At 73.4% G+C, this 26407-nt stretch carries 21 protein-coding genes and 1 pseudogene; 6 read left to right on the top strand and 16 right to left on the bottom strand.

The annotated features are described in order from the left end of the window. Positions 1–302: 302 nt before the first annotated feature. On the bottom strand, positions 303–995 hold the full coding sequence (locus tag IAG44_RS23195; protein WP_187748990.1) for an iron-dependent transcriptional repressor DtxR: 693 nt from the start codon (positions 993–995) through the stop codon (positions 303–305). Positions 996–1770: 775 nt separating this feature from the next. Here IAG44_RS23195 and IAG44_RS23190 point away from each other — a divergent pair. Then, positions 1771–2526, top strand: a complete 756-nt coding sequence (locus IAG44_RS23190) for an SIS domain-containing protein (protein WP_187748989.1) — start codon at positions 1771–1773, stop codon at positions 2524–2526. Between the two features lie 98 nt (positions 2527–2624). On the opposite strand, the gene IAG44_RS23185 is transcribed toward IAG44_RS23190, so the two are convergent. Then, positions 2625–4013 carry a PAS domain-containing protein gene (locus IAG44_RS23185; RefSeq protein ID WP_187748988.1) on the bottom strand — a complete coding sequence of 463 codons (1389 nt, stop codon included), beginning with the start codon at positions 4011–4013 and terminating at the stop codon, positions 2625–2627. Positions 4014–4191: 178 nt separating this feature from the next. Between IAG44_RS23185 and IAG44_RS43685 the strand changes: the two genes are divergently transcribed. From IAG44_RS43685 to IAG44_RS23175, 3 genes are all read left to right on the top strand, one after another. After that, positions 4192–4500 carry a hypothetical protein gene (locus tag IAG44_RS43685; protein WP_246562002.1) on the top strand — a complete coding sequence of 103 codons (309 nt, stop codon included), beginning with the start codon at positions 4192–4194 and terminating at the stop codon, positions 4498–4500. Then, on the top strand, positions 4455–4937 hold the full coding sequence (locus IAG44_RS43680) for an SDR family NAD(P)-dependent oxidoreductase (protein WP_343075747.1): 483 nt from the start codon (positions 4455–4457) through the stop codon (positions 4935–4937). Before IAG44_RS43685 ends, IAG44_RS43680 begins: the two co-directional genes overlap by 46 nt. Positions 4938–5441: 504 nt before the next feature. Continuing rightward, positions 5442–6458 carry an isopenicillin N synthase family dioxygenase gene (locus IAG44_RS23175; RefSeq protein ID WP_187748987.1) on the top strand — a complete coding sequence of 339 codons (1017 nt, stop codon included), beginning with the start codon at positions 5442–5444 and terminating at the stop codon, positions 6456–6458. 64 nt (positions 6459–6522) lie between these two features. Here IAG44_RS23175 and IAG44_RS23170 read toward each other — a convergent pair whose 3' ends face one another. Beyond that, positions 6523–7620: a citrate synthase 2 gene (locus IAG44_RS23170; protein WP_187748986.1), complete on the bottom strand. Its 1098-nt coding sequence runs from the start codon at positions 7618–7620 to the stop codon at positions 6523–6525. Positions 7621–8006: 386 nt separating this feature from the next. On the opposite strand from IAG44_RS23170, the gene pdxH reads away from it, so the two are divergent. Next, on the top strand, positions 8007–8693 hold the full coding sequence (pdxH, locus tag IAG44_RS23165; RefSeq protein WP_187748985.1) for a pyridoxamine 5'-phosphate oxidase: 687 nt from the start codon (positions 8007–8009) through the stop codon (positions 8691–8693). Between the two features lie 22 nt (positions 8694–8715). On the opposite strand, the gene IAG44_RS23160 is transcribed toward pdxH, so the two are convergent. From IAG44_RS23160 to IAG44_RS23115, 10 genes and pseudogenes are all read right to left on the bottom strand, one after another. Next, positions 8716–9249 (bottom strand): hypothetical protein, encoded by a 534-nt coding sequence (locus IAG44_RS23160; protein ID WP_187748984.1) that lies wholly within the window; start codon positions 9247–9249, stop codon positions 8716–8718. A gap of 39 nt (positions 9250–9288) precedes the next feature. Beyond that, positions 9289–9903: a TetR/AcrR family transcriptional regulator gene (locus IAG44_RS23155; protein WP_187748983.1), complete on the bottom strand. Its 615-nt coding sequence runs from the start codon at positions 9901–9903 to the stop codon at positions 9289–9291. Next, positions 9891–10625: an enoyl-CoA hydratase family protein gene (locus IAG44_RS23150; protein WP_187748982.1), complete on the bottom strand. Its 735-nt coding sequence runs from the start codon at positions 10623–10625 to the stop codon at positions 9891–9893. Before IAG44_RS23150 ends, IAG44_RS23155 begins: the two co-directional genes overlap by 13 nt. Beyond that, entirely contained in the window at positions 10622–12190 is a 1569-nt protein-coding gene (locus tag IAG44_RS23145; RefSeq protein ID WP_187748981.1) for a 4-coumarate--CoA ligase family protein, read from the bottom strand. The genes IAG44_RS23150 and IAG44_RS23145 overlap by 4 nt, the downstream gene beginning before the upstream one ends. A 26-nt stretch (positions 12191–12216) precedes the next feature. Next, positions 12217–13377 carry an acyl-CoA dehydrogenase family protein gene (locus IAG44_RS23140; RefSeq protein ID WP_187748980.1) on the bottom strand — a complete coding sequence of 387 codons (1161 nt, stop codon included), beginning with the start codon at positions 13375–13377 and terminating at the stop codon, positions 12217–12219. Next, positions 13374–15263, bottom strand: coding sequence for an acetyl/propionyl/methylcrotonyl-CoA carboxylase subunit alpha (locus IAG44_RS23135; RefSeq protein WP_187748979.1), 1890 nt, complete (start codon positions 15261–15263; stop codon positions 13374–13376). The genes IAG44_RS23140 and IAG44_RS23135 overlap by 4 nt, the downstream gene beginning before the upstream one ends. 7 nt (positions 15264–15270) lie before the next feature. After that, positions 15271–16869 carry an acyl-CoA carboxylase subunit beta gene (locus IAG44_RS23130; RefSeq protein WP_187748978.1) on the bottom strand — a complete coding sequence of 533 codons (1599 nt, stop codon included), beginning with the start codon at positions 16867–16869 and terminating at the stop codon, positions 15271–15273. 524 nt (positions 16870–17393) lie between these two features. Continuing rightward, positions 17394–19067, bottom strand: a pseudogene (locus tag IAG44_RS23125) (acyclic terpene utilization AtuA family protein); the annotation flags it as partial. Further along, on the bottom strand, positions 19064–19882 hold the full coding sequence (locus tag IAG44_RS23120) for a TIGR03084 family metal-binding protein (RefSeq protein ID WP_187748977.1): 819 nt from the start codon (positions 19880–19882) through the stop codon (positions 19064–19066). The pseudogene IAG44_RS23125 and the gene IAG44_RS23120, both read right to left, overlap by 4 nt. 139 nt (positions 19883–20021) lie before the next feature. Next, positions 20022–21014, bottom strand: coding sequence for a phosphotransferase enzyme family protein (locus IAG44_RS23115; RefSeq protein WP_187748976.1), 993 nt, complete (start codon positions 21012–21014; stop codon positions 20022–20024). A gap of 176 nt (positions 21015–21190) precedes the next feature. Between IAG44_RS23115 and IAG44_RS23110 the strand changes: the two genes are divergently transcribed. Next, positions 21191–22810 (top strand): peptide-N4-asparagine amidase, encoded by a 1620-nt coding sequence (locus IAG44_RS23110; protein WP_187748975.1) that lies wholly within the window; start codon positions 21191–21193, stop codon positions 22808–22810. 204 nt (positions 22811–23014) lie between these two features. On the opposite strand, the gene IAG44_RS23105 is transcribed toward IAG44_RS23110, so the two are convergent. The 3 genes from IAG44_RS23105 to IAG44_RS44315 form a co-directional block, all read right to left on the bottom strand. Then, entirely contained in the window at positions 23015–24043 is a 1029-nt protein-coding gene (locus tag IAG44_RS23105; protein WP_187748974.1) for an EamA family transporter, read from the bottom strand. 82 nt (positions 24044–24125) lie between these two features. Further along, positions 24126–26156 (bottom strand): ABC transporter ATP-binding protein, encoded by a 2031-nt coding sequence (locus tag IAG44_RS23100; RefSeq protein WP_187748973.1) that lies wholly within the window; start codon positions 26154–26156, stop codon positions 24126–24128. A 108-nt stretch (positions 26157–26264) separates the two neighbouring features. Further along, positions 26265–26393: a hypothetical protein gene (locus tag IAG44_RS44315; RefSeq protein ID WP_281404300.1), complete on the bottom strand. Its 129-nt coding sequence runs from the start codon at positions 26391–26393 to the stop codon at positions 26265–26267. Positions 26394–26407 lie beyond the last annotated feature (14 nt).

Raw genomic sequence — 26407 nt, 5'->3', positions numbered from 1 at the left:
AAACCGGTCCGAGGGGACTGACCCTGGGAGCTCGGGGCTCCGGGTCAGCACAGGGGAGGACAGGCCCCGGTGCCTTGCGGCACCGGGGCCCTTCTCACGTCTGCGGCACATCATCCCGCCCCCTCCGGTCATATGCCTCACGCGACAGCCTTGCACGCGCAGCGCCGGAGCGCTGCGATTCGACACAGGGAATTCTCCGGGTTCGAGGCACCCGAAGAGAACCCAACCACCCCCAGCGGGTCAGGAGTTGACCATGCCCCGCAGCTCAGTGCCTCATGCCTGCCGGCCGGCTTCCGGCGGGATCAGCGCTTGGCCACGAACACGTGCGACGCGACGTCCGCCTCCAGCTCCGCCGCCTCGCCGCCGCTGCCGACGAGCACGCCGCCCGGCGACTCCGTCACGCTCACGACCGAACCGGGCTGCACGCCGGCGCGGCGCAGCGTATACATCAGCTGCGCGTCCGTCTGGATGGGTTCGCCGATGCGCCGGACGACGACCGTCTTGCCCTCCGTGCCGGGGTCGAGGTCGGCCAGGGAGACCATGCCCTCGTCCAGGAACGGGTCGGCGCCGTCCTTCTCGCCGAGCTCTTCGAGGCCGGGGATGGGGTTGCCGTAGGGCGACTCGGTGGGGTGGCGCAGGAGCTCCAGGACGCGGCGCTCGACGGCCTCACTCATCACGTGCTCCCAGCGGCACGCCTCCGCGTGGACCTGCTCCCACTCCAGACCGATCACGTCGACCAGCAGGCACTCGGCGAGGCGGTGCTTGCGCATCACGCGCGTGGCGAGACGGCGGCCCTCGTCCGTCAGCTCCAGGTGCCGGTCGGTGGCCACGGAGACGAGGCCGTCGCGCTCCATGCGCGCGACCGTCTGGCTCACCGTCGGTCCGCTCTGGTCGAGCCGTTCGGCGATGCGGGCACGCATGGGGACCACACCTTCCTCCTCCAGCTCGAGGATGGTGCGGAGATACATCTCCGTGGTGTCGATCAGTCCGGACATACGTGCCCCTCGATTAGCTCTGCCGAAGGCTCGACGGCTCTCCGGCTCGTGCGCTGGCCCTGCCCCCAATTCTGCCGGATACCACTGACAACCGTGCCGCGCCGAGAAAACCCCGCCCCGAAGAACAGCTCCCACAGGTCCCCCGCCCACCACACACCCCCTCGGACCTCGACGGACCCGCTGTCGACGGGTCGGGAAGGGGGGCGGCGCGACGGGGGCCGGAGGGACGCGCCGTCGGCTACGCACGCGGGGTGGGGTGCGCGGGCCCTGGTGATGTGAGCGGGGGCGAGCCGTGCGCACGCGCGCGATGCCAGGGCAGGTCTTCGCCGCCGGGCGCGGACGCGTGCGGGGCGGACGCGGAGGCCGGCCATGGCGTACGAGTCCATGGGCCCGCGCGCGTGCTCACACGGACGCGCGCGTGATCGCCGCACGGCACGGGGACGCCGGCAGCATAGGCACCGCCCGCACCGGCACCCGAACCACCGTCCCGTACGGGCTCGCCGCCCCACCCCGCGCGTGCGCCGGCCGCCCGGGGCCCCGCACCGACAGCCCCAGCGCCCTCAGGGCCGCCGGCGTCCGTCTCTCCGGCCGAAACCGCCGCCTCACGCGTGCGCCCGCGCCGGCCTCTGGGGTTCTCCCTGCCGGCCGCCGCCTTACCCGCGCCGGTTGCCCCAGCGCCGCACGGCCCCCGTATTGACACCGCACTGGTCCAGACCTCACGGTGATCGGCGGAACGGGCGGGTGTGATCTCCGGACGGTGCGAAGGGGCTGCGGGATGAGTGAGCGCGGGGTCGGGGAGCGGTTCTTCGAGGCGGCTGTGGGGTTGCTGGAGCGCGCGCGGGTGGAGGAGGCCGGGGCGGTCGAGGCGGCGGGGAAGCTGCTGGCCGACACGGTCGTCGCCGGCGGGCGGCTGTTCGCGTTCGGGGCGGGCCACTCGTCGCTGGCCGCGCAGGACCTCGTGTACCGCGCGGGCGGCCTGGCGGTGATGAACCTGCTGGCGATGCCGGGCCTCGTCGGCGTCGATGTGCGCCCGGCGACCCTGGGCTCCGCCCTGGAGCGCGTCGACGGGCTCGCGACGGTCGTCCTGGACAACTCGCCGCTGCGCGCGGGCGACGCCCTGGTGGTCGTGTCGCTGTCGGGGCGCAACCCGCTGCCCGTCGAGATGGCCTTCCAGGCACGCGCACGCGGCGTGAAGGTCATCGGCGTCACGTCCGTCGCGTACGCGGCGGAGACGTCCTCCCGCCACTCCTCCGGCACCTTCCTGAAGGACCACTGCGACGTCGTCCTGGACTCCAAGGTCGCCGTGGGCGACGCGGAGCTGTCCCTGGACGCCGTCCCGGCCCCCTTCGCCCCCGCCTCCACGGTCGTCACGGCCGCCCTCCTCCAGGCGGTCGCGGCCACCGCGGCGGCCTCCCTCGCCGCCCGGGGCGTCGAACCGCCCCTGCTGCGCTCGGGCAACGTCGACGGGGGACACGAGTGGAACGCGCGCGTGATGGACGAGTACGGCGACCGGATCTTCTACCGGAGCTGAACGCCGGGCACAGCCGAGGACCCCGCGTGCGCTAAGCCCCCACACGCGTGCGCGCCACGGCCCCGTGCAAACGCCCCGGCACCGCGAAAAGCCCCGCCCTACACCCTGTCCGCCAGATCCAGTGCCGCCGCGATCCGCACGGCGACGTCCTCCGCGAAGGTCGTGTCGGAGCGCTCGAAGGCCGTCCGCCCGCGCCCGCGCAGGAACGTGACGACACCGAGCGTGCGCCCGCGGCTGCGCAGGACGGTGGAGAGCGCGTGGACGGTGTCCTCGGGCCACTGCCGGGTGCGCGCCCAGACGCGGGCCTGGTCGGCGGGGATGTTCCCGGCCCCGGCGCGTACGGTCCCGGTGCGGGCGACGCACTGGAGCGCCGGGTGCCCTTCCGGATAGCCGACGGGCAGTCCGGGGTGGGTGCTGAGGACGCTGGGCCCCGGCCCCGCGGAGGGCGTCGCCGCGACCCGCGCCAGCCGCACCGGCAGGGCGAAGCCGGCGTCCGCGCGCGGGTCGCCGAGGACGCGGTCGAGGAGGGCGTGGTCGGCGAACCCGGCGAGGGCGAAGTCAAGGTGGACGCTCGCGGCCTCGGCGGGGTCCTCGCACTCGGCGGCGGCGCGCCCGGCGCGGTGCAGCTGGTTGGTGCGGAAGCGCAGCAGGGACGCCTCCTGCTCGCCCTGCTTGGCCTCCGTGACGTCCTGGAAGAGCCAGCCGACGCCCAGGGGCACGGGCTCCTCCGCGAGCGGCGAGGCGAGCCGCAGGAACCCGCTGCGCCAGCAGTGCCGCTTCTCGCCGTCCGGTGTGCGCACGCCGACCCACATCTCGGCCGGCGCGGGCGGCGCGCCTTCCGCGAGGACGTGGGTGAGGGCGCTCTCCAGCTCCTGGGTGCCGTAGGTGAGCAGTTCGCCCAGCGGGCGGCCCAGGGCGGCGGTGCGGCCCGTGCCGAGCGCCCGCGCGGCGTGCGCGTTGACGACGGCGGGGCGCAGGTCGGCGTCGACCAGGACGACGCCCCAGGAGGCGTCGTCGAACAGGGCCTCGCTGAGCGCGATGGACCGCTCCAGGTCGATCTGCGCGTGCACCTCGCTGAAGGCGCAGTACAGGCCCGCGGGTTTGCCGTCGGGCCCGCGTACGGCGGACGACTGGGTGCGGACCAGCACGCGTCCGCCGTCCTTGGTCAGCAGCGCGAACTCGTGCACCTGGCGCCCGGCCGCGTGCATGGCCGCCATCAGCCGTCCCTCGACCTCTTCGGCGTCCGCGCTGCGCACCGCCCAGCCCGCGAACCCGCGCCGGCCCACCGCCTCCTCGGCGCTCCACCCGAGGATCCGCTCGGCCTCGCGGTTCCAGTGCGTGACGACCCCGTCGGCGTCGAACGCGCACAGTGCCGCGTCCATCCCGTCGAGCAGCGCGGCCAGCAGGTCGAACCCGTACGGCCCGTCCCCTCCGGGCTCGTCCGGGCCCAGCTCATCAGTGGTCCCGCTCCGCCGGGAAGCACTCACCTGGACCCCCTACGCACTGCCTCCGTACTCGCTTTCATTCAACTGGAACGTGACACAGCCCACACGGTGTTCCCGAAACCCGGCGAAAGATTCGCCGACCGCGGGTTCCCCCGTCGTCGCACGCGTGCGCCTCGACCATGGAAAGCCGGCAACCACTTCGGCCCTCCAGGAGGCAGGCATGATCGACACCCGGCTGAGCGGCAGGAACGTCCTGGTGACCGGCGGCGCGGGGAACATCGGCGCGGCGGTGAGCCGTGCGTTCGCCGCGCAAGGTGCGCGCGTGGCGGTGCACTACCTGCCGCGGGACCCGCTCGCCCCGGAGGGCGTGTCCTGGGCGCACGTCACGCCCGGCGAGGAGACGGCGGTGGCGCTGGCGGGGAAACGGGGAAACTCAGCGAGGGCTGCCGCGCGATCGGCGCGGACCTGTCCCGCGCGGACGAGGTGCGCCGCCTGGTGGCGGCGTCCGGCCCCGTTGACGTCCTGGTGAACAACGCGGAGCACTGCGAGACCCCGGACGACCTGGAGTCCCTGACGGCGGAGTCCCTGGAGCGGCACTACCGCGTGAACGCGATCGCCCCGGCCCTGCTGATCGCCGAGGTGGCCCGGCGGTACGTCAGCGGTCCCCCGCCGGCCGTCGTGAACGTCTCCACGGACGCCGCCCGCGCCTTCCCCGGGCAGCTCGGCTACAGCACCTCCAAGGCGGCCCTGGAAGCGCTCACACGGGCCACGGCGCTCGATCTGGGCCCGCGGGGCATCAGGGTCAACGCGGTCGCTCCCGGGCCCGTCCAGACGCGCCTCGCACCAGGCGCGCTGGATCACCGGGCAGGTCGTCCAGGTGGCGGGCGGGCACGCGCTGTGACGCCGGGCGGCCTTGCGCGCGTGCCAAAGAGCGCGAGGAAAAGCCGTGCCGAAAAAACCGCTTGAGCCGTCCGGGAGGCCCTTCCTAGGGTGTGGGGCACACGAGAAGGGAGGTGGTTCGGCAGATGTATGGAAACCGGACGCGTGAGGTGACTGCGGGCTAGCGCCCGTCACCCACTTTGTGCGGTGCCGGACCCGCGCGCGGAAGACCGCGTGCAGCCGGCCCAGTCCCAAGCAGTCACCCGACCCGCGAGCTGCCGGCACGTCCGGCCGGCTCCTCCCCGGAGGAACCCAGCTCGCGGGTCGCCTGCGTTTGCGGGCGCCTCCCGGGGGCGTGATCCGCGCCACGTGTGAATCGTTCGCCGCGCAGTAACCTGGGCGCCATGCTTTCGCTCGTTCGACGCCGCCACGTGGACTACGTCCGCGTCACGAGCATGGGCTGTCGACGCTCCCTCTGAGCCTCCAGCCCTCTTTTCCAGCCGTCCTCGGCTTCACCTCTGCTCACCGGCACCCGTGCCCGCGCCCCACCCACGGCGTCGGGCCCGGTCCCCGTACACCTACGGACGCACCATGACGAACCCGTCGTACCAGCAACTCCCGATCATCGACCTCTCGGCCGCCGACGCGGGCCCCCGCGCGCGTGCCGAACTGCACGCGCGCCTGCACAGCGCGGCGCACGACGTGGGCTTCTTCCAGCTCGTGGGGCACGGCGTGACGGACGAGGAGACCGCCGCCCTGCTGACGGCGATGCGGCGCTTCTTCGCGCTGCCCGAGGCGCAGCGGCTCGCCCTGGACAACGTGAACTCGCCGCACTTCCGGGGCTACACGCGCACGGGCGACGAGCGCACCGGAGGCCGCCAGGACTGGCGCGACCAGCTCGACATCGGCGCCGAGCGCCCCGCGCGCGTGCCCGGCGCGGGCGAGCCGCCGTACTGGTGGCTCGAAGGCCCCAACCAGTGGCCCGCGTCGCTGCCCGAGCTGCGGACGGCCGCCCTGCGGTGGATCGACCGTCTCAGCGGGGTCGCCGAGAAGCTGCTGCACGAGCTGCTGGCCTCCATAGGCGCCGCGCCCGACTTCTACGACGCGGCGTTCGGGGAGCACGCGCACCCGCACCTGAAGCTGGTCCGCTACCCGGGGAACGCCGGGAACGGCGCCGACCAGGGCGTCGGCGCGCACAAGGACTACGGCTTCCTGACGCTGCTCCTCCAGGACCAGGTGGGCGGCCTCCAGGTGCAGCGCGAGGACGGCCTCTTCCACGACGTGCCGCCCCTGGAGGGCGCGTTCGTCGTCAACCTGGGCGAGCTCCTGGAGGTCGCCACCAACGGCTACCTGATCGCCACCAACCACCGCGTGGTCTCCCCGCCGACGGCGGTGGAACGTTTCTCCATCCCGTTCTTCTACAACCCGCGCCTGGACGCGCGCGTGGAGCCCCTGCTCTTCCCGCACGCCTCGACGGCCCCCGGCGTGACGACCGACCCGGCGAACCCGCTGTTCGCGGAGTACGGCTTCAACGAGCTGAAGGGCAAGCTGCGGGCCCACCCGCTCGTGGCGGAGCGGCACCACGCGGGCCTGCTGACGCCCGCGTAAGCGCTCCGGACCGGCTCCGTGGGCCCGCGGCGCCTCCACCGGTGCCGCGGGTCCCACGCCGCCGTCAGCGGGCGCCGTCGTACCCCTCGACGTCCCGAGGGCTGCGCGCCCCGGGCCCGGTGTACCGCGCGGACGGCCGCACCAGCCGCCCCGTCCGCTTCTGTTCGAGGATGTGCGCCGACCAGCCCGCCGTCCGCGCGCACGTGAACATCGACGTGAACATGTGGGCCGGCACCTCGGCGAAGTCCAGGACGATCGCCGCCCAGAACTCCACGTTGGTCGCGAGCACCCGGTCGGGCCGGCGCGCGTGCAGCTCGGCGAGGGCCGCCTTCTCCAGGGCCTCGGCGACCTCGAACCGGGGCGCGCCGAGGTCCCGCGCGGTACGCCGCAGCACCCGCGCGCGGGGGTCCTCGGCGCGGTAGACGCGGTGCCCGAAGCCCATCAGCCGCTCGCCCCGGTCGAGCGCCTGGCGGACGTACCCGTCGGCGTCCCCGGTGCGCTCGATCTCCTCGATCATGCCGAGCACGCGCGAGGGCGCGCCGCCGTGCAGCGGGCCCGACATGGCCCCGACGGCGCCGGAGAGCGCGGCGGCGACGTCCGCGCCGGTGGAGGCGATCACGCGCGCGGTGAACGTCGACGCGTTCATGCCGTGCTCGGCGGCGGACGTCCAGTAGGCGTCGACGGCCGCGACATGCTTGGGGTCCGGCTCGCCGCGCCAGCGGATCATGAACCGCTCGACGACCGAGCGCGCCTTGTCGATCTCCCGCTGCGGCACCATCGCGCGCCCCTGCCCGCGCGCGGACTGCGCGACGTACGAGAGGGCCATCACGGCGGCGCGCGCGAGGTCGTCGCGGGCCTGGGCCTCGTCGATGTCCAGGAGGGGCTTGAGGCCCCACACGGGGGCCAGCATCGCCAGCGCGGACTGCACGTCGACCCGGACGTCCCCGGAGTGCACCGGGATCGGGAACGGCTCGGCGGCCGGCAGCCCCGGGTCGAAGGCGCCGTCGACCAGCAGGCCCCAGACGTTGCCGAACGAGACGTGCCCCACCAGGTCCTCGATGTCGACGCCCCGGTACCGCAGGGCGCCGCCCTCCTTGTCCGGTTCGGCGATCTCCGTCTCGAACGCGACGACTCCTTCGAGCCCGGGTACGAAGTCGGACATCAGGCGGCTCCTCGATGTGTGCGACGGGATGCTTGTGTGCGGTGGAGCGGGTGCGGCGGTGACAGGGCGCCTGGGCGCGTGTGGACGGTCGGCGTCGCCCGGGCGGGCGGTCCTGGCCCTGGGGACGACGCGGGGCGCGCAGAGGGCCGATCACGTCCCGCCGGCGCGGCATCAGCACCATATCCCCGGGTGCCGTCCTCGGGGAGGTCTTACGGCACTGAGTGCCATCCATAGGGTGCCCGGTGGCGCGCCGGGCCATGCCCGGACCGTACGGCGGCCTCCCGCGCGATCCGGCGGGGCGTCCCGGGTGATCCGGCGGAGCGTCCCGGGTGGTGCGGCGGGGCACCCTGGGTGATCCGGCCGAGCGACCCCGCCGGCCGGCCCCGATGCGGCAGGATGACCGCGTGAACGACCACGACAGCGCTTCCCCCGACCCCGCCGCGATGCGCACGCAGTACCGGGCGGAGGGTCTTGCCGAGGACGACCTGGCGGCCACCCCGGTGGAGCAGTTCGCCCGCTGGTTCACGCAGGCCGCCGCGCAGGCGCGCCTGTTCGAGCCGAACGCGATGGTCGTCTCCACCGCCGACGCCGAGGGACGGCCGAGTTCCCGCACGGTGCTGCTGAAGCACTTCGACGAGCAGGGCTTCGTCTTCTACACCAACTACGGCTCCCGCAAGGCCCAGGACCTCGCCGAGAACCCGTACGTGTCCCTCCTGTTCCCCTGGCACCCGATGGCCCGCCAGGTCATCGTGCGCGGTGTCGCCCGGCGCACCGGGCGCGACGAGACGGCCGCGTACTTCCGTACCCGCCCGCACGGCTCCCAGCTCGGCGCCTGGGCCAGCGTCCAGTCCTCCGTCGTCCCCTCCCGCGCCGAACTCGACGCCTCCTACGCCGAACTCGCCGCCCGCTACCCCGAGGGCGAGCAGGTGCCCGTCCCGCCCCACTGGGGCGGCTTCCGCGTGGCCCCCGAGTCGGTCGAGTTCTGGCAGGGCCGCGAGAACCGCCTGCACGACCGGCTGCAGTACGTCGGCGAGGCGGACGGGGGGTGGCGGGTGGAGCGGCTGAGCCCGTGAGCCGGCGCCCGCGCGGGAGGCGTCAGATCTTGCCCCAGAGGTACGCCGTGCGGTGCCCCTCCAGGACGGCGGCCATACGCGCGCGGAACGCCTCCGAGAGGTCGGGCCAGTCCCAGAACTTCAGGGCCAGGTGCCCGAACGCGAAGGGGGCGTTGTCCCACTCCCAGTCCGGCAGGGACGCGGTCCGCGTGCAGGTCGGGCAGGTGAGGGTGGCGGTGCCCGCCTCGGACCAGGTCTCGATCGCCTCGCTGGCCCAGGCCCAGCCGTCCGCGTCCAGCTCCCGGTGGGCGGCGCACGCCGGGCAGCGGGCGTGTGCCGGGGCGTCCGCGCCGCTGTGGAAGGCGCCTCGCCCCACGTGCACGGCGAGCCCGCCCGCCGGTTCCCGATCCCAGTCGTCGTCCACGGCCCGCTGCCAGCCGGGGCCGGCCGCGTACCCGGCCCCGTCCGCCACGACGATCCCCTCCCCCACCAGCCACGCGACGGCCCTCTCCTTGAGCCGGGCCGCCTCCGCCTCGCCCGCTTCGAGGTCGACGATCACCTGAAACCGATCTCCCATGCCACCACCGTAGAACCCCCCACTGACAACGCCCCTCCCTCACCCCAACTCCGCCTCCACCAACGCCACCCACTGCCCCACGACCCGCTCGCGCCGGGCCCGGTCGTCGGTGAGGAGGTTGGCGAGGCCGAGGCCGCGGGCCATGTCCAGGAGGCCCTGGACGGTCTCGCGCGCGCCGGGGCGGCTCTCGTCGGCGCCGAGGAGGTCGACGGCGATGCGGTGGGTCTCGCGGCCCACGCGGGCCTCCAGTTCGGTCACCCGGGGCCGCAGTTGCTCCTCGTTGGAGGCGGCGACCCAGAGGTGGAGGGCCGCGCGGAACAGGGGCCCGGTGTAGAGGTCGACGAGCGCGCCGACGACGGCCGCGCGGTCGGTGGCCCCCTGCGGGAACAGCGCGCGCAGGGCCCCGGACCGCTCCTCGGCGACGTACTCGACGGCGGCTGTGAACAGGTCCTCGCGCGTGGGGAAGTGGTGCTGCGCGGCGCCCCGGGAGACGCCCGCGCGCTCGGCGACGGCGGAGACCGTGGAGCCCGCCCAGCCGTGCTCGGCGAGGCAGGCCACGGCGGCTTCCAGGAGCCGCTGCCGGGTCGCCCGGCTGCGGTCCTGCTTGGGCACGCGCTCGCCCGCCGCGCGGTCGGCCGCGGTCACAACACCCATGCGGGATCCCGTCGTTCGAGGAAGGCCGTCATCCCCTCGCGGGCCGTCGGCGAGGCGAACAGCCGCGCGGAGAGCGCCGTCAGCTCGGCCGCGTCCCGGTCGAAGGCTTCGAGCACCTTAGCCGTGAGCAGCCGTTTCGTCTGGGCCAGCCCGTCGGGCGCGGACCTGCGCAGTCCGTCGAGCACGGGCGTGAGGACGGCGTCGACGTCGTCGCCCGACGCCGTGACGAGCCCCGCCCGGACGGCCTCGGCGGCGTCGAAGCACTCCCCGGTGAGGCAGTACCGCGCGAGGGCGCGGGGGTCGGCGCGGGGCAGCAGGGGCAGCGAGATGACGGCGGGCGCGACCCCGATGCGCACCTCGGTGAACGCGAACGTCGACCCGGCCGACGCCCCGGCGACGTCGCAGGCGGCGACGAGCCCGAGTCCGCCCGCGCGGACGTGCCCCGCCACGCGCGCGACGACCGGCTTGGGGAGTTCGACGAGCGCGCGCAGCAGCCCCACGAACTCCCGCGGCGCGGGCGGGTCCTTGAGGTCGGCGCCCGCGCAGAACGTGCCCCCGCTGTGGGTGAGGACGACGGCCCGTACGCCGGGGTCCTTCGCGCAGTCGGCGAGCGCGTCCGTGAGGGCGCCGACGAGGTCCGCCGAAAGGGCGTTGCGGGTGGCCGCGGCGTCGAGGCTGAGGTGTTCGACGCCGCGTTCGCGGCTGCGGCCGACCGGGTTCACGCGCGCTCCCTCAGCTGCCGTCGCAGGATCTTCCCGGAGGCCGCGCGGGGCACCACGTCGATGAACGTGACCTGGCGGACGCGCTTGTAGGGCGCGACCCGTTCGGCGACGTACATCATCACCTCTCCTTCGGAGAGGTGTTCGGCGCGGGGCGCGCGCACCACGTACGCGTGCGGGATCTCGTTGCCGTCGGCGTTGTGGGCGCCGATGACGGCGGCGTCGGCGATGTCCGGGTGGGTCAGCAGGAGGGCTTCGAGTTCGGCGGGGGCGACCTGGAAGCCCTTGTACTTGATGAGTTCCTTGACCCGGTCGACGACGAACAGCCAGCCGCCCTCGTCGACGTACCCGATGTCCCCGGTGTGCAGCCAGCCGTCGGCGTCGATCATCGCGTCGGTGGCGTCGGGGCGGCCCAGGTAGCCCTTCATCACCTGCGGGCCCTTGAAGAGCAGTTCGCCGGCCTCGCCGACGCCGAGGTCCTTGCCGGGGTCGTCCAGGGAGACGACGCGCATCGCGGTGCCGCCGATGAGCTTGCCGACGGTCCCGGGCGGCGCCTCGCGCATGGCGTCCCGGGGGACGACGTGGGTGCCCGGGGAGAGTTCGGTCATGCCGTACGCCTGGCCGAGGGGCGGCAGGCCGAGCCGTCGCGCGCACGCGGCGGCGAGTTCCGCGTCCAGGGGCGCGGCGGCGCTGATGACGTACGTGAGGGACGACAGGTCGTAGCGTTCGACGGCCGGGTGCTTGGCGAGCGCCAGGACGATCGGCGGGGCGACGTACAGGCCGGTGATGCGGCGCCTCTCGATCGCCGTAAGGAACGTCTCCAGGTCGAAGCGGGGCAGGACGACGACGGTGGCGCCCAGGCGCAGGGGGGCGTTCATCAGGGCGGTCAAGCCGTAGATGTGAAAGAACGGGAGTACCGCCAGGATCCGGTCACCGGGGCCCGTCGGCATCAGGGGCGCCAACTGGGCGAGGTTGGTGGCGATCTGGCGGTGGGTCAGCATGACGCCCTTGGGGGTGCCGGTCGTCCCGGAGGAGTACGGGAGGGCGGCGACGTCCTCGACGGGGTCGATGTAGAGGGTCGGTTCGGGGGCCTGGGTGGCGAGCATGTCGGCCAGCGAGCGGTGGCCGCCGGCGGCGTCGCAGACGAAGATCTCCTCGACGCCGCCGGCGAGTTCGGCCGCCCTGCGGGCCGTCTCCAGCAGGGGCGAGACGGTGACGATCCACCGGGCGGCCGAGTCGCGGAGCTGCCCCGCGAACTCCTCGGGCGTGCACTGGGGGTGGACGGTGGTGACCGAGGCGCCCGCGCGGGTGGCCGCGTAGAAGGCGATCGGGAAGGCGACCGTGTTGGGGCTGTGCAGGGCGAGCACGTCCCCCTTGCGCACGCCCGCGTCGGCGAACGCGGCGGCGACGCGCCGGTGGAAGCGGTCCACCTGCTCGTAGCTGAGGGTCGTGCCGTCCACGCCGTCGACCAGCGCGGGCAGGTCGCCGAACTCGGCGGCGCGGCCCAGGACGGCGTCGTGGATGGGCAGTTCCACTGCCGGGACGTCTGCGTACTCGCTGCGGAACACGGTTCCTCCTCGCACAGGGGCGGCGGTCAGTACGACTTGGGCAGGCCCAGGCTCTGGTGGGAGACGTAGTTGAGAATCATCTCCCGGCTCACCGGGGCGATACGAGCCACGCGCGAGACCGTTATCAGCGAGGCGAGGCCGAACTCGCGCGTGAGGCCGTTGCCGCCGAGGGTCTGGACGGCCTGGTCGACGGCCTTCACGCACGCCTCTCCGGCCGCGTACTTCGCCATGTTCGCCGCCTCGCCCGCGCCCGTGTCGTCGCCCGCGTCGTACAGATGGGCGGCCTTCTGGGTCATCAGGCGGGCCAGTTCGAGGTCGATGTGCGCCTGCGCGAGAGGGTGGGCGATCGCCTGGTGGGCGCCGATGGGGGTGTCCCAGACAGTGCGGTCGCGCGCGTACTCGACCGCTCGCGCGAGCGCGTACCGGCCCATGCCGATCGCGAAGGCGGCCGTCATGACGCGTTCGGGGTTGAGGCCGGCGAAGAGCTGCATGAGGCCCGCGTCCTCGTCGCCGACGAGGGCGTCGGCGGGGAGGCGGACGTCGTCGAGGGTCAGCTCGAACTGCTTCTCCGCGCCGTGCAGTTCCATGTCGATCTTGCGGCGGGTGAACCCTGGCGCGTCGCGCGGGACGATGAACAGGCAGGGCTTGAGGCGGCCCGTGCGGGCGTCCTCGGTACGGCCGACGATCAGGGTGGCGTCGGCGGCGTCGACGCCGGAGACGAAGACCTTGCGGCCGGTGAGGAGCCAGTCGGCGCCGTCCCTGCGGGCCGTGGTGGTGATGCGGTGGCTGTTGGAGCCCGCGTCCGGTTCGGTGATACCGAAGGCCATCAGGCGCGAGCCGTCCGCGAGCGCGGGGAGCCATGCGCGCTTCTGTGCCTCGGTGCCGAAGCGGGCGATCACCGTGCCGCAGATCGCCGGGGAGACGATCATCATCAGCAAGGGCGAGCCGGCCGCTCCCAGCTCTTCGAGGACCAGGGCGAGTTCGGCGATGCCGCCGCCTCCGCCGCCGTACTCCTCGGGCAGGTTGACCGAGAGGTAGCCGAGTTTCGCGGCCTCCTGCCACAACTCGGTGGGGTGGCGGCCCTCGTCGATGACCTTCGTGAGGTAGTCGCGGCCGTAGTGCCTGCCGAAGGCCGCGACCGCCTCGCGCAGGGCCTTGTGCTCGTCGGATTCGATGACCGGGCTCACGGTGCTCCTTCGGTTGCGTCCTGTCGCTCGGGGGTGTCCTCGCGGGGGCCCTCGACCACGGCCAGCAGGGCCCCCACCTCCACCTGCTGTCCCGGCCGGACCTCCAGCGCCGTCAGCGTTCCCGAGACCGGGGCCGTGATAGCGTGTTGCATCTTCATCGCTTCGAGCCACACGACCGGTTCTCCCGCCTCGACACCCGATCCGGTGACGAGGCCGGGCGCGACCTTGACGACCGTGCCGGGCATCGGCGCGAGCAGCGAGCCCGGTGCGCGCTGGGGCGCCGGGTCGGGGAAGCGGGGCAGCGCGGTCAGGGCCGTCCCGTTCACGTACACGCGCGCGCCGTACCGCGCGACCTCGAACCGGCGCCGCACGCCGTCGGCTTCGAGGACAACGGTCCCCGCGTCGGCGTGGACGACACGCACCCCGTCCGCCTCCAGTCCCGCGCGGGTGTGCCGGTACTCGACCTCGTGCTCCTCGCCGGCCGTCTCGTACCGCTTGCGCTGCGGCTGCGCGGGGACGTTGCGCCAGCCGCCGAAGCGCGAGCGGCCGTGCGCGTCCGCGAGGGCCGCCGCGAGGGGGGCGAGGGGGTCTGCGGACGCGTGGGCGAGGGCCGTGAGGTGGCGGTCGTAGAAGCCGGTGTCCATCCGGGCGTGCGTGAACTCCTCGTGGCGCAGGGAGCGCAACAGGAGGTCCCGGTTGGTGACCGGGCCGTGGACGGCGGCCCGCTCCAGGGCGCCGGCCAGCTTGCGGACGGCCTCCGCGCGCGTGGGCGCGTGGGCGACGAGTTTGGCGATCAGCGGGTCGTAGTGGACGCCGATCTCGTCGCCGTCGGTGTAGCCGGTGTCCAGGCGGACGCCCTCCGGGACGGCGAGGCGGTGCAGGGTGCCGGTCTGCGGGGTCCAGTCACGCGCGGGGTCCTCGGCGTAGAGGCGGGCCTCGATCGCGTGCCCGCGTGCGGGCGGGGGCTCATCCGCGAGGGCCGCCCCTTCGGCGACGCGGATCTGCTCCGCGACGAGGTCCAGGCCGAACACGGCCTCCGTGACGGGGTGTTCGACCTGGAGGCGGGTGTTCATCTCCAGGAAGTGCGCCGTGCCGTCGGGGGCGAGCAGGAACTCGACGGTCCCGGCGCCGACGTACGACACCGCGCGCGCCGCGCGTACGGCCAGGTCCCGCAGCTCCCGCGCGGTGGCGTCGCAGAGCCTTGGCGCGGGCGCCTCCTCGATCACTTTCTGGTGGCGCCGCTGGAGCGAGCAGTCGCGCGTGCCGAGCGCCCAGACGGTGCCGTGCGTGTCGGCGAGGACCTGCACCTCGACGTGGCGCCCGTGCTCGACGTACGGCTCGACGAACACCTCGCCGTCCCCGAAGGCGCTCGCGGCCTCCGCACGGGCGGCCTCCAGGGCGGGGGCGAGGTCCCGCGCGCGGCGCACGATCCGCATGCCGCGCCCGCCGCCCCCGGCCGCCGCCTTCACCAGCACCGGCAGGTCGGCCTCGGTCACGTCGGTCAGCGGGGCGAGCCCCATGAGGGCCTTCGCGCGCGTCTTGGACGCCATCGTCTCGATCGCCCCGGGCGGCGGGCCGATCCACAGCAGGCCCGCGTCGAGGACCGCGCGCGCGAAGCCGGCGTTCTCGGACAGGAATCCGTACCCGGGGTGCACGGCGTCCGCGCCGGCCGCGAGCGCCGCCTTCACGATCAGGTCGCCGCGCAGGTACGTCTCGGCGGGCGCCGCTCCGGGCAGCCGTACGGACCGGTCGGCCACACGCGCGTGAAGCGCGGTCTCGTCGGGGTCGGAGTGCACGGCGACGGTTCGGATTCCCAGCTCACGGCAGGTGCGGAAGATCCGGCAGGCGATCTCGCCCCGGTTCGCGACCAACAGCGTGGAGATCATCTGGGCCTCACATCCGGAAGACGCCGAAGCCGCCGCGCGCGCCTTCGTAAGGGGCGGTGTGGATCGCCGAGAGGCACATCCCGAGGACGGTGCGCGTGTCGCGCGGGTCGATCACGCCGTCGTCGTACAGCCGGCCGGACAGGAACATCGGCAGGGACTCCGACTCGATCTGCCGCTCGACCATGGCGCGAAGGCCCTCGTCGGCCTCCTCGTCGTACGGGAGGCCCTTGGAGGCGGCGGACTGCCGGGCGACGATCGACAGGACGCCCGCGAGCTGCTGAGGGCCCATCACGGCCGACTTGGCGCTCGGCCAGGCGAACAGGAACCGGGGGTCGTAGGCGCGCCCGCACATGCCGTAGTGGCCGGCGCCGTAGGAGGCGCCCATGAGGACCGACAGGTGCGGCACCCTGCTGTTGCTCACCGCGTTGATCATCATGGCGCCGTGCTTGACGATGCCGCCCTGCTCGTACTCCCTGCCGACCATGTAGCCGGTGGTGTTGTGCAGGAACAGCAGCGGGACGTCCCTCTGGTTGGCCAGCTGGATGAACTGGGCGGCCTTCTGGGACTCCTGGCTGAACAGCACGCCCTGCGCGTTGGCGAGGATCCCCACGGGATAGCCGTGCAGGGCCGCCCAGCCGGTCACCAGGCTCGTCCCGTACAGCGGTTTGAACTCGTCGAAGTCGGAGGCGTCGACGATCCGGGCGATCACCTCGCGCGGGTCGAACGGGACCTTCAGGTCGCCGGGGACGATCCCCAGCAGCTCCTCCTCGTCGTACTCGGGCGGCGCGGCCGGGGGCGGGTCGTCGTACGCCTTGCGGTGGTTGAGGCGGGCCACCACGCGGCGTGCCTGGCGGAGGGCGTCCCGCTCGTCCACGGCGAAGTGGTCGGCGAGGCCCGACACGCGTGCGTGCATCTCGGCGCCGCCCAGGGACTCGTCGTCGCTCTCCTCGCCGGTCGCCATCTTCACGAGCGGCGGGCCGCCGAGGAACACCTTCGCGCGCTCCTTGACCATGATCACGTGGTCGGACATCCCCGGCACGTACGCGCCGCCCGCCGTCGAGTTGCCGAACACCACGGCGATCGTCGGGACGCCCGCCGCCGACAGCCGCGTGAGGTCCCGGAAGACCGCGCCGCCGGGGATGAAGATCTCCTTCTGCGACGGCAGGTCGGCGCCGCCGGACTCCACCAGGCTCACGCAGGGCAGCCGGTTGGCGAGCGCGATGTCGTTCGCCCGCAGGGCCTTCTTCAGGCTCCAGGGGTTGCTCGCGCCCCCGCGCACGGTGGGGTCGTTGGCCGTGATCAGGCACTCCACGCCCTCGACGACCCCGATCCCGGTCACCAGTGACGCCCCGACGGGATACTCGCTCCCCCACGCCGCCAGCGGCGACAGCTCCAGGAACGGCGTGTCCGGATCGCCCAGCAGCTCGATCCGCTCCCGCGCGAGGAGCTTCCCCCGCGCGCGATGCCGTTCCACGTACTTCGGTCCGCCCCCGGCGAGCGCCTTCGCGTGCTCGGCCGCCAACTCGTCGAGCTTCGCCCGCATCGCCTCGCGGTTGGCCCGGTGCTCCGGGCTGTGCGCGTCCAGGGCGGTCGGCAGGACGGTCACGGGGCGGCCTCCAGGGGGTCCGTGGCGGGCTTCGGGGGTGGGGGTGGGGTGATCCGGGGCGGCGGGGCCGGAACGGGGCGTGAGAGGCCGCTGGGGGCCGGGGCGGGGTGTGAAGGGCCGTCGAGGACGGTCGCGGGCTCCGGGGGCGGGGGCGGCGGTGGCGGGCCGTCGGAGGCTTCCACGGGGAGCAGCTGGCGCTCCCGGGCGGCCCGGTGACTCGACGGGTGTCCTGCGGCAGTCGCGGGACGGAAACGGCTCACCCGCGTCCGCGGGGAGTCCAGCGGGCGCCGCTCGGGCGCCGGGGTGCGCGGCTCGTCGTCCGAGACCTCCGGTGGGGACGCCGGGGCCGTCGAGGCGTCCGCCCGGAGCGCCCGAGGGAGCGGCGCGTGCCGTGAGTCCCCCTGGGCCGTGACGTCTTCGGTGCGCGCGGGCGGTGGGGGCGCGGAAGCGGCCTTCGGCCCGCGCGTGGGCCCGGCGTCGGCAGGGGCCGCCACCGCCGTCGGCATCGCGCGTGAGCGCGTCGGCAGCAGTGCCTCCGGGACGTCGACGTGCCGCGCGCGCAGCCACTCGCCGAGGGCCTTGGCCTGGGGGTCGAAGCGGTGGTGGGCGGCGACGCCGGCGCCGAGGATGCCCTCGACGACGAAGTTCAGCGCGCGCAGGCCGGGGAGGAGGTGACGGGTGACGGTGAGGTCGCGGCTCTCGGGGATCAGTTCGCGGAACCTGTCGACCGTCAGCTCGTGCGCCAGCCAGCGCCACGCCTCGTCGCTCCGCACCCAGACCCCGACGTTGGCGTCCCCGCCCTTGTCACCGCTGCGCGCCCCGGCGATCGTCCCCAGGGGTACCCGTAGTACCGGGCCTGGGGCCGGCGCCGGGGGCAGGTCCGGGGCGGGGGCCGGTTCGAGGACGAGGGTGTCGGCGGCCGGAGGTATGACGATCCGCCGTCCGCCGTCGAGGACGGCCCGGTGCTCGACCTCGCCCTGCGGCACGTACGCGGCCTCGAACACCCCGTAGGGGGAACCCCTGCCGGGCGGCGCGAGCACGTGGAACCCGGGGTAGCTCCCGAGAGCCAGCTCGACGGCGGCCCCGCTCAGCGCCCGTCCGACGGCCTCTTCCCGTACGTCCCGTACGACCAGCCGCAGTACCGCGCTGGCCCCCTCCTCGGTCCCGGCGTCGGCCCGGTCGCCACGGACGAGGTCCCAACGCACCTCGGCGGGGCGGGACTCGGCGAAGGCGTAGGTCTCCATCTGCTCCCGCACCAGCGCGGCCTTGGCCTCGATGTCGAGGCCGGTCAGCACGAACGCGACCTCGTTGCGGAACCCCCCGATCCGGCTCAGGCCGACCTTGAGCTCCGGGGGCGGCGGCTCCCCGCGCACCCCTACGGCCCTGACCCGGTCGGGCCCGTCACTCTCCAGTCGTACGGAGTCGAGGCGGGCGGTCACATCGGGGCCCGCGTACCGGGCGCCGCCCGTCTCGTACAGCAGTTGGGCGGTGACGGTGCCGACGTCGACCAGACCCCCCGTACCGGGATGCTTGGTGATCACGCAGCTTCCGTCGGCGTGGAGTTCGGCGACCGGGAAGCCGGGGCGGCGGACGTCGGCCTCCCGGAAGAAGGCGTAGTTGCCGCCGGTGGCCTGCGTCCCGCACTCCAGCACGTGCCCGGCGACGACCGCGCCCGCGAGCCTGTCGTGGTCGTCCGGCGTCCAGCCGAAGTGCGCGGCGGCGGGCCCGGTGACGAGTGCCGCGTCGGTCACCCGGCCGGTCACCACGATGTCGGCGCCCTCGCGCAGGCACGCGGCGATCCCGAACCCGCCGAGGTAGGCGTGCGCGGCGAGCGCGTCGGGGAAACGGCCGCGCAGATCGTCGCCCTCGACGTGCGCGACCCGGGCCGGAACTCCCAGCCGGTCTGCCAACTCCCGTACGGTGTCGGCGAGTCCGTCCGGGTTGAGCCCTCCGGCGTTGGTGACGATCCGCACCCCGCGCTCGTGCGCGAGGCCGAGGCAGTCCTCCAGTTGGCGCAGGAAGGTCCGCGCGAACCCGGCGGTGGGGTCCTTGAGTTGGTCGCGGCCGAGGATGAGCATCGTGAGTTCGGCGAGGAAGTCGCCGGTGAGGACGTCGAGTTCGCCTCCGGTCAGCATCTCGTGGAGGGCGTCAAGACGGTCGCCGTAGAACCCTGAGAAGTTGCCTATCCGGAGGGTCATCCGGCCTCCCCGGCGGGCGGTCCGGCGGCCTGCGACTTCGGCGGACGGCCGCCTCCGGGCGGTCCCGCGAACGCCTGGGCGATGCCCAACCACTGTTCCGCTTCCGGGCCTTCGGCGTTCAGCGCGAGGTCGGATCGGTGGGCTCGCTGGGTGACCAGGAGGCAGAAGTCGAGCGCGGGGCCGGTGATCCGCTGATCGGCGTCCTCGGGGCCGTACGTCCACAAGTCGCCCGAAGGCGCGGTGAGTTCCACCCGGAACTCCTCGAAGGGCGCCCCGAGTCCGTGCACGCCGAACGCGAAGTCCCTGGTGCGGACGCCGAGTCGGGCGATGTGGCGGAGGCGGTCGGTGGGGACCGGGGTGACGCCCAGCGTGCCGGCCACGTCCAGGCCGTGGGCCCAGGTCTCCATCAGGCGGGCGGTGGCCATGGACGCGGTCGACATCGGCGGCCCGTACCAGGGGAAGCGTCCACGCTCCGGTGCCGTCCGCAACACCTTCTCCAGCGCCTCGCGTTCGGCCCGCCAGCCCCCGAGCAAGCGCTCGGGCGGCCGCTCGGCTCCGTCCCGTGCCCCGTTGTCCACGAAGTCGCCGGGCGCGGCCATCGCCTTCTCCAACTCCCGCGAGAACGCCGCCTGGTCGGTCATCGCCAGGCGCGCGGAGCGGTCCGTCCAGGCGAGGTGCGCGATCTGGTGGGCGATGGTCCAACCGGCCGCCGGCGTCGGCAGTCTCCACTGATCCGGGGTCAACTCGGCCACCAGCCGGTCGAGTTCGTCGCTCTCGGCGCGCAGGTCGTCGATGACGGGGGTGGGGTCGGCCATGGGGCGAGCATGGCAGCGGGGGTGGAAACAATCAAGCGTGCTTGCATGAATTGGTGCGCGGCAGGGTGCGGAGACGGTCGGCTCTCGCCGGACCCGAGGGGCGGCGGGCGCCAACAGCCTTGATCCGTACGGACTTTGTTCAGTCTGCCGCCGCGACCGTGTCGACCAGCAGGTTCACCGCGCTCAGCCTCGGGATCGTCCGCATGCAGGCGACCGCCTGCCGGGCGCCGAACACCCGCTGTTCCTCGGTGACCGTCGGCTCGACCGCGCAATCGGCCTGGACACGCACGTAGTTCACGGCCGTCGCGAAGAGCATCGAGAACGACCGGGGTCCTCGGATCACGCCGGGGCCGCCGGCCGCGCGGTAGGCCCGGACGATGCGCCGGGTCCGCCCGGTGTCCGGCTCGTTGCCGCCCGACCAGACGAACAGGGCGCGTGCCAGCTCCTGTTCGGCCGAGAGCGGGCCGGCGTTGTCCCAGTCGAGCAGGACGGGACCCGCGGGGCCCACCAGGACGTTCTGCGGCTGGAGGTCGCAGTGCGACATCACCAGATCGGCGTCACTCGAAGGTCCGACCCAGACGGACAGCTCAGGTACTACGTCCCTGACGAAGCGGTCCAGGTCGTCGGCCCAGGGAAGCCCGGCGCGCCGCACCTTGTCGCTCAGTTCCTTCCACTCGGCGTCGTCGGGGCACCGTTCGTACCAGTCGTCCACCGGCCCCTCGGCGCCCTCCCCCGCGCGGTGGATGAGTCCCGCCGTCCGTCCGAACCAGTCGAGGATCGCGGGGTCGGAGGCGTCGGCCGTGCCGCCCTCCACCCAGTCGTACAGCTTGACCGCGGAGGACGCGGAGGAGCCGAGCCGGGTGACGTGGACGCCGTCGCGGTTGGTGTGGAGGCGGGGCGCGGAGATGCCCAGCCGCTCCGCCGCGTCCCGGAGCGCCGCCTCCCGGCGGACCTGCTCCTCGTCGCACCCGAACAGCATCTCCTTCACCGCCCAGGCCGAGCCGGCGCCGGTCAGCTTCCAGATCTGCCCGAGGGCACCGCGGGTCACAGGGGTGACGCTCCAGGGACCGGGACCGAGGGAGTAGGCGTCGGCGAGGGCGGCGGCTTCGACTGTCCTGGTGGGTGCGGGCATGACCGACGACTGTAGTTCCCGTAGTACTCACGGGGTACGGGATTTCCCGCGCCGGATCACGGCCGCGTTGCCGCTCGGTCGGCTTACACCCCGAAATTGGTCAATACCTCCCCAACTCCCCTTGGCCCCGGCCCCGCCCCGGCAGTTCACTGCGCCGTATGAGAGCCATACGAGCCATGAGACCCGCCAGAGCCCCGGGCCCCGCCCGGCCGGGCACCCGGCGGGCCCGGACGGTCACCGTGCTGACGGCGGCGGTCGCCGCGTTCGGCCTGTCCCTCGGCAGCGCCTCGGCCGCCACCGTGCCGGCGGAGTTCGGGACCGACTACCACGACCCCGTCACCGCCGCCCCGCCGATCGCCGCCCCGCACACCAGGTCCTGCACGGTCACCGTCGCGCAGACGCGCTTCAAGGACTTCACCCCCTACACCGGCACCTACACCCCGCCGACCGGCTGCGGCACCCCCGGCCGCTGGTCCAAGGTCGTGCTGCGCCTCGACGGGAGCGTGAAGGGGCGGCAGTTCGACCGGCTCGGGTACCTGGACATCGGCGGCGTCCAGGTCCTGCGCACCTCGACGCCCGAGCCGTCGCAGGACGGGATCGACTGGTCCGTCGAGAAGGACGTCACCCAGTACGGGAACACCCTGAGTACCCCGCAGCCCGTCGACATGCTGATCGGCAACGTTGTCGACGACACCTACACGGGCGTCCTCGATGTCAAGGTCACTCTCACGTTCTACGCCCCGCGGCCCGGCCGTACCTCCTCCGCTCCCGACCGCGTCATACCTCTGAGCGACGGCAACAGTGTGACGACGGGTGCCTCGCTGACCGTTCCGCGCAACTCCGAGCGGATTCTCGCGGAGGTGTACGCCACCGGATCGGGCGGCGGTTGCGAGGAGTTCTGGTACTCGGCGGTCACCCCGTCGGCGTCGTACTCCTGCAAGGGCGGGGACGACGGGCCGTACCGCGAGGTGCTGATCAGCGTCGACGGGAAGGTCGCCGGGATCGCCTCCCCGTACCCGAACGTGTGGACCGGCGGCTGGTCCCCCTACCTCTGGTCGGTGATCCCCTCGCCCCACTCCTTCGATGTACGTCCTCTGGTGTACGACCTGACGCCGTTCGCGGGAGTCCTGAACGACGGCAAGGCGCACAAGGTCGACGTGTCGGTGATCGGGGTGCCGGCCGGGCAGACCGGGTGGAGCGCGCCGACGAACGTCCTCGTCTGGCAGGACGCCCACAAGGCGGTCGTGACCGGCGCCGTCACGTCGTACAAGCGGACCGGGCCGGCGGTGAGCAACCACTACACCGACGGCGCGCGGCGCGAGCTGGTGACCTCCGGCGCGGACCGGCTCAAGGTCACCGGGTACGTCGACACCTCCCACGGCCGGGTCACGACGACGGTCGAGCGGACCCTCACCACCGCGATCGACCACACGTGGACGCCGGACGAGAACTCCGACGACCAGACCGGCAAGTGGACCGACCACCAGGCCATGACCACCGGCGGGCGCGTCTCCCGCACCGACCGCGCCTACGCGCTCGACGGGCGCGCGACCATCGACAGCGCCAACCGGCTGCGCGTGGTCATGTCCGTCGGCGACCGCGCGACGCTCGGCGCGACCCGGACCGACGACGAGTACCGCGGCGACGCCACCTTCACGCTCGGCGTGGCCCGCGACCAGCGGCACGCCGTCGCCACCACGGGTGAGCGCTACCGGGTCCGCGGGCCCGGGGTCTGCTACGACCACGCGCTCGCGACCGAGCAAGGGGTGCTGACGAAGGACGTCCGGGGCTGCTGAGCCCGGTACTCCAGGGGTACCGGCCGTCCCTCTCCGGTCCTACGGGTACGCCCGCTGGTCCTACGGGGTACGCCCCGCAGGGGACGGCCGGTCCACCGGGGCCGGCGCGGAGTGGCCGGCCGCCTCGATCACATCCGACCACCTAGATCCCGTCCGGCCCTCTCACGTCATACGGGTACTCCCGTAGGGGACGGCCCCGCCGGCTCAGCCGACGGTGGGGCCGTCCGGCACCTTCGCCCTGCCCCCACCCACCTTCGCCTTCCCCCGCCCCACCTGTGTCCGCACCGCCCCCATGCTGGCGGCGATGACCAGGGCGATCGCCAGCGCCTGGAGCGTGGTGAGGGTCTGGTCGAGGATGAAGAAGCCGGCCGCCGAGGCGATGGCGGGTTCGAGGCTCATGAGGATCGCGAAGGTGGAGGCGGGCAGGCGGCGCAGGGCGAGGAGTTCGAGGGTGTAGGGGAGGACCGAGGAGAGGATCGCGACCGCCGCGCCGAGTCCCAGGGTCTGCGGGTGCAGCAGTTTCGTGCCCGCGTCCATGATCCCCAGGGGCAGGAAGAGGATGGCCCCTACAGCCATCGCCAGGGCCAGCCCGTCCGCCTGCGGGAAGCGCCGGCCCGTACGGGCGCTGAAGACGATGTACGACGCCCACGCCACGCCCGCCGCCAGCGCGAACGCCACGCCGACCGGGTCGAGGCTGTCGAAGCTCCCGCCGCCGAGCAGGAAGACCCCGGCGAGGGCGAGGGCCGCCCAGACGGCGTTCACCGCGCGGCGGGAGGCGACGACCGACAGGGCCAGCGGACCCAGGACCTCCAGGGTGACCGCCGGGCCGAGGGGGATGCGGTCGAGGGCCTGGTAAAAGAGGCCGTTCATCGCGGACATCGTGACGCCGAAGACGATCACCGTGCCCCAGTCCGCGCGCGAGTGGCCGCGCAGCCGGGGGCGGCAGATCAGCAGCAGCACGACGGACGCCACGACCAGCCGCAGCGTCACCACGCCCAGCGCGCCCGTCTTCGGCATCAGCAGCACGGACAGGGCGCCGCCGAACTGCACCGAGACGCCGCCGGCCAGCACCAGCCCGATGGGGCCGAGCGTCCCCGCTCCGCCGGTGCGCGCCGTACCCCGGCCCGGGGTGCCGCCGTCCCTCCGGAGTCCTCCGGGTACACCACTAGGGGTCGTGATCGTCGGTTCAGGGGTGGTCACTGGCGGTCCCGGTGCTCGGCTTGAGTTCATCATGGTGCACTTCCAAGTCCACGGTAATGGACTCGGTCAGGCGTGTGAACCACGTTTGCCGCTGTCTCGGAGCGTGAGATGTCCGTCAGGCGCCGGGCCAGGTGCCGTCGCCCTGGGGAGCGGGCGGGACGTGGCCGTAGTAGGGGTTGTACGGGTCGTACGGGGTGCAGGGGATGCCGCCGGGTGCGGGCGGGGAGGCGTCGTACCCGTAGTACCCGGCGCCCTCGCCGCCACCGCCCGTCCCCTCCTCCACGAACACCGGTTCCTCCGCGAACACCGGCATCCGTAGTTCCCCCGTGTCCATCACCGCGTTGTTCTGCGACCGGTGCAGCCGCGCGTACGCGCCACCGCGCGCCAGCAGTTCGTCATGGCGGCCGGTCTCGACGACCCGCCCCCGGTCGACGACGAGGATGCGGTCGGCGTCGGGGGCGAGGTTGAGGTCGTGGGTGATCATCAGGGTCGTCCGCCCGGCCGTCAGCCGGCGCAGCGGCTTGACCACGCGGCGGGCGGACATCGCGTCGAGGCCGGTCGTCGGCTCGTCCAGGACCAGTACCGGGGCGTCGCGCAGGATCGCGCGGGCGATGGCGAGCCGCTGGAGCTGGCCGCCGGAGAGCCGGGCGGTGCCGGGGTCGATCCTCGTGTCGTAGCCCTCGGGGAGGCGGACGACGAAGTCGTGGGCGTCGGCCGCCCGCGCCGCCGCCTCGATCGCCCGGTCGCCGGCGCCGGGCCGGCCGCAGGCGATGTTGGCGCGGACGGTGTCGTGCAGGACCAGGGTCTCCTGGGGGAGGAGGGTGACGTACTCCCTCAGCCGGGCGACAGGGAAACCCCTTAGGGGGACGCCGTCGAGGAGGACGTCTCCCGAGTCGGGGTCGTAGAACCTGAGGAGGAGTTTCGAGACCGTGGACTTCCCGGCGCCGCTCGGGCCGGTGACGATCACCAGCTCGCCGGGGCTGACGCGGAAGGAGAGCCCCTTGAGGGCGTCCCGCTCCGCGCCGGGGTAGCGGAAGGAGACGTCGCGGACTTCGATCGCGCCGTCCGGCCGGCCGGTGTCGGCGGCGTGGAGCGGGTCGGCGACCGAGGGACGCACGTCGAGGATCTCGATCAGCCGCTCGGCTCCTGCGGTGGCCGCGGTGACGGTGAGGCCGAGCTGGGCCAGTCCGCGCACGGGTGGGTAGAGGTAGCCCAAGAAGGCGGCGAACGCGAGGAGTTGACCGAGCGTCATGCGCCCGGTGGAGATCTCCCAGGCGCCGATCCCGATCACCGCGAGCACGCACACCGTCTCGATGACCTGCACCAGTTGCTCGTACGCCTCGTTCAGCCTGGCCGAGCGGACGGAGGCGCGGAACCACGCCGTCGCCTCCTCGTGCAGCCGTCGCCGCTCGGCGTCGCGGCGGCCGTACGCCTGGGTGAGGACGATGTTGCCGAGGGATTCCTCGACGACGGAGGTGATCGCGCCGTCCGCGACCCGGCCCGCGCGGGAGACGTCCTTGATGGAGCCGGAGAAGCGGCGGGCGGCGAGCCAGAAGAGCGGGGCGAGGACGAAGGTCGCGGTGGCCAGGTCCCAGCGCAGCCAGAACGCGGCGGCGGCGTAGAAGAGAGCGCTGAATCCGGCGGAGGCGGCGCCCACGAGGCCGGAGACGACCATCGTCTCGATCGCCTCGACGTCGCTCGTGAGCCGGGACAACAGGTCGCCCTGGCGGTGGAGTTGGAAGAAGTGCGGGGGCAACTGCTGGACGTGGTCGAAGACATGCTCGCGCAGTCTCATCACGAAGCGTTCGGTGGCCCAGGCCGCGAGGGAGTTGCCCGCGTAGGCGACGAGCGCGCCGACGATCGCGACGGCCAGCCATTTCGCGGCCGGTGCCCGGAAGGCGTCCAGGGAGCCCTTGTTGAGGGCATTGTCGGTCAACTCGCCGAAGAGCAGGATGGCTTCGGTCTCGGCGAGGGCGGCGACGATCGTGCACACCCAGACGAGCAGCAGCCATTTCCGCAGGCCCTTGGTCAGCGGCCAGAAACGGCGGAACGCGACGCGGGACGGAATGGTCGGGGTGTCGTATTCGTATTCCTCGAATTCTGAATCGGTATCGAGATCGCCGCCACCCTTATTCCTGTAGGCCATATGACACGCCCTTTCCTGACCACCGGCCCACCATTTGCGGATGGTGGGCGAGTGAACTGAGAAAGGGGCCGACAGTGCACCATCGGCCCCTTTCGGGTTCAGCTGGGATCAGCCGTCCTGGCGGGGGATCGGCTTGGGCAGCGGCTTCTTCTTCGCCTTGTGCTTCGGCGGGGGCGGCGGCGGGAGCTGCTTCGACTTCGGCTTAGGGGGCAGCGGGGCAAGCTTCTTGAAGCTCATTCCGACTCCTTGGG

This window comes from Streptomyces roseirectus, assembly GCF_014489635.1.
In the GTDB taxonomy this organism is placed as follows: domain Bacteria; phylum Actinomycetota; class Actinomycetes; order Streptomycetales; family Streptomycetaceae; genus Streptomyces; species Streptomyces roseirectus.
This window is presented reverse-complemented; position numbering and strand designations above follow the sequence as displayed.